Source organism: Vibrio sp. Y176 (assembly GCF_033438945.1).
This window is the reverse complement of the sequence record NZ_JAWOQS010001037.1, coordinates 1-545: the sequence shown is the minus strand read 5'-3', so window position 1 is coordinate 545 and position 545 is coordinate 1. Positions and strand designations below refer to the sequence as shown.

1 protein-coding gene and 1 pseudogene are annotated in these 545 nt (G+C 44.6%); both read left to right on the top strand.

All coding sequences use genetic code 11. The features are described 5' to 3' along the window. Positions 1-303 (top strand): PTS lactose/cellobiose transporter subunit IIA (locus R7O13_RS30075; protein ID WP_318305617.1); only part of this gene is annotated, 303 nt, incomplete at its 5' end. A 10-nt stretch (positions 304-313) separates the two neighbouring features. Then, a pseudogene (locus R7O13_RS30070) lies at positions 314-545 on the top strand (6-phospho-beta-glucosidase); the annotation flags it as partial.

The window sequence follows — 545 nt, the reverse complement described above, 5'->3', positions numbered from 1 at the left end:
GAACTGGTTGTAATGGAAATCATCTGTAATGCGGGTGAAGCCAGAAGTTTAAGTTATGAAGCACTCCGTTTGGCGAGAGAGCAAAAATTTGAAGCAGCAGAAGAGAAATTGTTGCAAGCCAGAGAGTGCATTAACAAGGCGCATTTAATTCAGACGCAATTGATCGAAGAAGATCAGGGGGAGGGCAAAGTGCCGATGACTCTGGTTATGGTGCACGCTCAAGATCATTTAATGACAACGATTCTAGCGCAAGAAATGGCTGTTGAGATTGTCGCTTTGAACAAGCAACTCGCGAACAAGTAAGGAAATCATTATGTCTAGAGAGGCGATCAAACTTGCCATTATTGGTGGTGGCAGTAGCTATACCCCGGAATTGGTTGAAGGGGTAATCAAACGCTTGGATTACTTGCCAGTTAAACAGATTCACTTTGTGGACATAGAATCCGGCGCGGAAAAGCTAGAAATCATCAAAGGCTTGGCTCAGAGAATGGTCGATAAAGCGAGCGCGGATATTGAAATTAAAGCGGATTTTGACCGCCGTGCTG